General features: G+C 71.5%; 7 protein-coding genes. 5 read left to right on the top strand and 2 right to left on the bottom strand.

Annotated elements, in window-relative coordinates; genetic code table 11:
* Nucleotides 1-181: 181 nt before the first annotated feature.
* Nucleotides 182-1,060: a carbohydrate kinase family protein gene (locus KXC43_RS25840; RefSeq protein WP_221378752.1), complete on the bottom strand. Its 879-nt coding sequence runs from the start codon at nt 1,058-1,060 to the stop codon at nt 182-184.
* Nucleotides 1,061-1,062: 2 nt separating this feature from the next.
* A complete protein-coding gene (locus KXC43_RS25845) occupies nt 1,063-2,013 on the bottom strand; it encodes a pseudouridine-5'-phosphate glycosidase (protein WP_221378746.1) in 951 nt (316 codons plus the stop codon).
* A gap of 173 nt (nt 2,014-2,186) precedes the next feature.
* Here KXC43_RS25845 and KXC43_RS25850 point away from each other — a divergent pair, with 173 nt between their 5' ends.
* The 5 genes from KXC43_RS25850 to KXC43_RS25870 all read left to right on the top strand — a co-directional run bounded on the left by KXC43_RS25850 (nt 2,187) and on the right by KXC43_RS25870 (nt 5,677).
* Nucleotides 2,187-2,405 (top strand): DUF3039 domain-containing protein, encoded by a 219-nt coding sequence (locus KXC43_RS25850; RefSeq protein WP_221378747.1) that lies wholly within the window; start codon nt 2,187-2,189, stop codon nt 2,403-2,405.
* Between the two features lie 25 nt (nt 2,406-2,430).
* Nucleotides 2,431-3,045, top strand: coding sequence for a trimeric intracellular cation channel family protein (locus tag KXC43_RS25855; protein ID WP_221378748.1), 615 nt, complete (start codon nt 2,431-2,433; stop codon nt 3,043-3,045).
* Between the two features lie 90 nt (nt 3,046-3,135).
* Nucleotides 3,136-4,860, top strand: coding sequence for a DEAD/DEAH box helicase (locus KXC43_RS25860; RefSeq protein ID WP_221378749.1), 1,725 nt, complete (start codon nt 3,136-3,138; stop codon nt 4,858-4,860).
* Nucleotides 4,861-4,931: 71 nt separating this feature from the next.
* Complete coding sequence (locus KXC43_RS25865; protein WP_221378750.1) at nt 4,932-5,423, top strand: hypothetical protein; 492 nt, start codon at nt 4,932-4,934, stop codon at nt 5,421-5,423.
* The gene (locus KXC43_RS25870; RefSeq protein ID WP_221378751.1) at nt 5,423-5,677 is read left to right on the top strand and encodes a helix-turn-helix transcriptional regulator; all 255 of its coding nucleotides are present in this window, start codon (nt 5,423-5,425) and stop codon (nt 5,675-5,677) included. The genes KXC43_RS25865 and KXC43_RS25870 overlap by 1 nt, the downstream gene beginning before the upstream one ends.
* Nucleotides 5,678-5,778: the final 101 nt, after the last annotated feature.

Genomic DNA, 5,778 nt, shown 5'->3' on the forward strand with positions numbered 1-5,778 from the left:
GAGCGGCACTGGATCCGGGCCGACTCCGCGAGAAGCGTTAGCCGCGCCCTCGAGAGCGGCACTGGATCCGGGCCGACTCCGCGAGAAGCGTTAGCCGCGCCCTCGAGAGCGGCACTGGATCCGGGCCGACCCCGCGAGAAGCGTTAACCGCGCCCTTAAGACCGGGCAATCGGGAAACTTGTCATCCGCGGGGCCGGGCGCCGATCGAGGCCACTGCCTCGGCGCCGAGCGCGGCCCCCGATTTCAGCGCGGCCCCCGGTTCCTGGCCCGAGCACCACGCGGCGAGCAGCCCTGCGGCGAAGGCGTCACCGGCGCCGGTCGGATCTTTCATCGGGACGCGGGACGGCGTCACCGTGACCACGGTGCCGCCCCGAGAGGCCCACGTGGCGCCGGCGGCACCCTGCTTGACCACCACATTGCGAACGTGGCTGGTCAACCGCCGAGCCTGCTCGGCGGCGGCTGCCGGACCGGCGAGCACGTCAGCCTCGTCGGCATTGCACAGCAGCAGGTCACAGTCGGCGACCCAGGTCAGGAAGGCCCGCGCGCCCACCGAGCGCAGCGGAGCCGCCGAGGCTGCGTCGACGCTGGTCGTCAGCCCCCGCTCGGCGGCGGCCGCCAGTGCTTCGAGCCCGGCCGTCCGCGACCCGTCGTGCAGCAGCGGATAACCCGACAGATGCAGGTGTGTCGCGTCGGTGGCCTCGAGTTCGGCCCGGACGTCGGCCGGGTCGAGCAGCAGGGCCGCACCACGGTCGGTGATCATCGTGCGTTCCTCGGGGCCGGCCAGCACGACGACGCTGCCGGTGACCGCGCCGGAGTGAGCGCGTACGGCGCAGCGCACCCCGGCCGCGGTCAGCTCGGCCACCCGCTCGCGACCGGCCGCGTCGTCGCCGACCGCCGCGATCAGCGTGACGGGCCGGCTGGTGTGCGCCAGCCAGGCCGCCGTGTTCGCGGCCTGACCACCGCCGCCCACCGTGATGGCGGCGGCGGTGTCCGAGCCGAGCTCGATGGGCCCGCCGTGGGCCACCAGCACGTCGGTGACGAGATCGCCGACGACGATGATCGTCACGCCGGGACGGTGAAGCCCAGCGGCGCGGTCGCCTCGGTGGCGGTGGCCACCGCGATCTGCGCGGCGAGGGCGGCGTTACGCAGGATGATGCGGACGTTGACCTCGAGGCTCTTGCCCTCGGTGCTCTCGTGGAAGTGGCTCAGCAGGAACGGGGTCACCGCCTTGCCGGTGATGCCACCCCGCGCGAGCAGCGAGAGGCCCTCGGACAGCGTGCGGTCGTGCAGTTCCGGGTCGAGCTGCTCGTCGGTGGGAAGCGGGTTGGCCAGGATGAGCGCGCCGGCCCCCACGTTGTGATCCGACCGGGCGCGGATCACGTCGGCGACCTCCTCGGGCGAGTCGAGCTGCCAGTCGACGTCGAAGCCGCCGTCGGTGATGAAGAAGCCGGGGAAGCGCTTGGTGCCGTAGCCGGCCACGGACACGCCGAGCGTCTCGAGCCGCTCGAGCGTGGCGCCCACGTCCAGGATCGACTTCACGCCGGCGCAGACCACCACGATGGGCGTGCGCGCCAGCGTGGTGAGGTCGGCCGACTCGTCGAAGGTGACGTTCGCCTCGCGGTGCACCCCGCCCAGGCCGCCGGTGGCGAACACGCCGATGCCCGCGGCGGCCGCGACCGCGCTGGTAGCGGCGACCGTGGTAGCGCCGTCGGCCCGCCGGGCGGCGGCCACGGCGAGGTCGCGGACCGAGAGCTTAGCCACGCCCTCGGCCAGGGCCAGGTGCTCGATCTGGGCGTCGTCGAGGCCGACGAGCAACTCGCCGCCGATCATGCCGATCGTGGCGGGCACGGCACCCTGGTCGCGGACGGTCTGCTCGATCTCACGCGCCACCCGCAGGTTGTCCGGGTGCGGCAGACCGTGCGAGATGATGGTGCTCTCGAGGGCGACCACCGGCCGGCCCTCCCGGCGGGCACGGGTCACGTGCTCGCCGTATCGAATCGCGAAGTCAGTCACGAGAGCTACCGTACGGTGCCTGATCCTCACCTGGACAAAGACCGGCGACCTGGTCGTTGGACCGGCCCGGTCCGAGGTGCCACACTTGCGGGTTGGAGCTTTCGTCAGCTGCCGTGGGCCGGGGGGACCGGTGGCTCGACGATCCTGACCACGTGACCTGAAGGGCAGATGTCGTGAGCACGGAGATTCTGGAGCGTCCGGAAACCAAAGACGCCGACACCGGGCCAGAGATGTTCCACTACGTGCGCAAAGAGAAGATCGCCGAGAGCGCGGTCATGGGCACGTACGTCATCGCGCTGTGCGGCGAGAAGTTTCCGGTGACCAAGTCACCGAAGCCGGGTTCCCCGGTGTGCCCGCAGTGCAAAGAGATCTACGAATCGATGCAGCACTGACCGGTCGTTCCTCCCGAGGCGCCCGGTGAACGCGGGGGACGGGCTCCTCGTCGCCGACCTGGTCGGGGTGGCGGTCTTTGCCGCCTCGGGCGCCTCGGCCGGAATCGCGAAGCGGCTCGACCTGTTCGGGATCGCCTTCGTCGGTTTCGTCGCGGCGCTCGGCGGCGGCATCGTGCGTGACCTGGTGATCGATGCTGTGCCGCCGTTGGCCTTCGGTGACTGGCGCTACGCGGTCACGGCGGTCGTCGCCTCGCTCGCCGTCTTCTGGCTGCACCCTCAGCTGAGCCGGTGGCGCCGCGCGGTGCTGCTGCTCGACGCGGCCGGGCTCGGCCTCTTCACGGTCACGGGCACCCTCAAGGCGCTGGACGCCGGGGTGCCCGCGGTCGGCGCGTGCCTGATCGGCATGCTCACGGCGATCGGCGGCGGGCTGGCCCGCGACCTGCTGACCGGCGAGATCCCGGCGGTTCTGCAGCGTGACATCTATGCCGTTGCCGCCCTCGGCGGCGCGATTCTTGTCACGATCCTGCGCGGGGCCGGGGTCGTCGACCCGCTCACGATGACCGCATCGGCGCTGCTCATCACGGGGGTGCGCCTGGTGGCGCTGTACCGCCGATGGTCGGCGCCGGTGGCTGCGCCGTAACCCGCGCCGGGCCGTCGCCGCGGCTATGCTGAATGCCGCCTCCGGTCCCTTGCCGGGGGTGTTTTGTTGAGGGGAAAGGATCGTCGCAGCTTGAGCCCGCCACTGCCGGATCTGGAGACCTTCCCCCCGCTTCGCGACTGGCAGCGCAAGGCCCTCGTGGGCTACCTGCGCCGCCGCAGCGACGACTACATGGCGGTGGCGACCCCCGGCGCCGGCAAGACCACCTTCGCGCTGCGGATCGCCGCCGAGCTGCTGGCCGACGGCACCGTCGAGGCGGTCACCGTGGTCTGCCCCACCGAGCACCTCAAGGTGCAGTGGGCGTCGGCCGCGGCCCGGGTCGGCATCCAGCTCGACCACGCCTTCCGCAACTCCGACATCCACTCGTCGCGCGACTTCCACGGCGCGGTGCTCACCTATGCCCAGGTCGGCATGGCGCCGGCGGTGCACCGGCGACGCACGATGACCCGGCCGACGCTGGTGATCCTCGACGAGATCCACCACGCCGGCGACTCGCGCAGCTGGGGTGACGGCGTCAAGGCCGCCTTCGAGCCCGCCGAACGCCGCCTCATGCTGACCGGGACGCCCTTCCGCTCGGACGAGAACCCGATCCCCTTCGTCAGCTACGAGCGGGGCGAGGACGGGCTGCAGCGCTCGCGGGCCGACTCGGTCTACGGCTATTCCGACGCGCTGCGCGACGGGGTCGTGCGGCCGGTGCTCTTCATGGCCTATTCCGGCGAGACGCGCTGGCGTACCAACGCGGGTGACGAGCTGGCCGCCCGGCTCGGCGAGCCGATGACCAAGGACCTGGTCGCCCAGGCCTGGCGCACGGCCCTCGACCACCGCGGCGACTGGATGCCGCAGGTGTTGCGGGCCGCCGACGCCCGGCTGACCAAGCTGCGGGAGCACGGCATCGTCGACGCCGGCGGGCTGATCATCGCCAGCGACCAGCAGACCGCCCGCGCCTACGCCAAGCTCATCGGCGAGATCTCGGGGCAGCCGGCGACGGTGGTGCTCTCGGACGACGAGGGCGCCTCGAAGCGGATCGCGACCTTCGCCACCTCGCAGGACCGTTGGCTGGTGGCTGTGCGGATGGTCTCGGAGGGCGTCGACATCCCCCGGCTGGCCGTCGGCGTCTACGCCACCAGCGCCTCGACGCCGCTGTATTTCGCGCAGGCGATCGGCCGCTTCGTGCGGGCCCGGCGCCCGGGTGAGACAGCGACCGTCTTCCTGCCCAGCGTGCCGCACCTGCTCGGGCTGGCCAGCGAGATGGAGGCGCAGCGCGATCACGTGCTGGGCCTGCCGAAGCAGAAGGACGGCCTGGACGACGACCTGCTCGAGCGGGCGCAGCGGGAGGAGAACGCGGAGGGCGAGCTCGAGAAGCAGTTCGAGGCGCTCTCGGCGACCGCGGAACTCGACCAGGTCATCTATGACGGCACGTCCTTCGGCATGGGGGCGCTGACCGGGACGCCCGAGGAGGAGGAATACCTCGGACTGCCCGGGCTGCTCACCGCCGATCAGGTCTCGGTGCTGCTGAACAAGCGGCAGGCGGACCAGCTGGCCGCGAAGAAGCGGCAGAAGGCGGCTGAGCCGGCCGCTCCGGCCCAACGGGAGGCGCCGCCGCCGATGACCGCGGGGGAGCGTCGCAACAGCCTCAGGCGGCAGCTGAACACGTTGGTCGCCGCGCACCACCACCGCACGAACCTGCCGCACGGCAAGATTCACGCCGAGCTGCGCCGGCTCTGCGGCGGGCCGCCCAGCGCGCAGGCGACGATCGAGCAGCTCGAGGAACGGATCGCGACGATCCAGACGCTGTGACGCCGGCATGTCAAGCAGTCTTGACGTCAAGTCCCCTTGACGTCAAGAGAACTTGACGCCATCCTGGATGCATGACGACGACAATTCTCGATCGGATTGTGCGGTGGAATCTCGATCTTGATGGCGATTGGTACGGCGACGAGCGCGAGCGCTTCCGGTGGTACGAGGGCATAGCCGCGGCCGCCTCGATGCAGTGGATCGCAGTCCCGTGGGCCGGGGCGATCCTGGTGTGGGTGCTGGGCCGCCCCTCGGTGATCCCGCTGGCCATCGTGCTCGCCGCCATGCTCGTCCCGATGTGGGTCTGCACGCTGTACGTGCGCCGGCGCCGCGTCGACACCCTGCCCCGGTCCTGGACTGCCAAGCGCGTCTTCTGGGGCATCGTGGGCGGCATCCCGTACGCGGTGTTCCTGGTCGGCGCGCTCTACGCCTACGACCCTGAGGGCGCCACGTGGCGGGGCGCGGCCATCGGCGGCGTCGTCGGCGGTGTGGTCGGGTTGGTGGTTCAGGTCGTCCAAGGTCGGCGCCGGCGTCAACTCGAAGCTGTCGCCGCGGACGAAGACTGATGGCCCCTCCAGCCGGGCCGGTGCGCGCTCCTGAGGCGGACGGCACGGCCGGTGTACGCATCCGGGCCGCCCGCAAAGAAGCCGGCCTGACCCAGCAGGGGCTCTCGGCGGCCGTTCAGGTGAGCCGTCAGACCATCATCGCGATGGAGACGGGGGACTACGCGCCCTCGGTCTACCTGGCGCTGAAGGTGGCCAAGGCGCTCAACGCCAGCGTCGAAGACCTGTGGGACGCCGAGCCGGCCGGCAACCAATAGGCCGCGACCGCCCGCCCAGCAGTGCAAGCGGCCGCTCCGGAGCGCGTCTGAGCGCTCAGGAGCGGGCCGTGGGGCAGCGAGGGCTGCTGTAAACGCCGCAG

Source organism: Paractinoplanes polyasparticus (assembly GCF_019710575.1).
Classification (GTDB): Bacteria; Actinomycetota; Actinomycetes; order Mycobacteriales; family Micromonosporaceae; genus Actinoplanes; species Actinoplanes polyasparticus.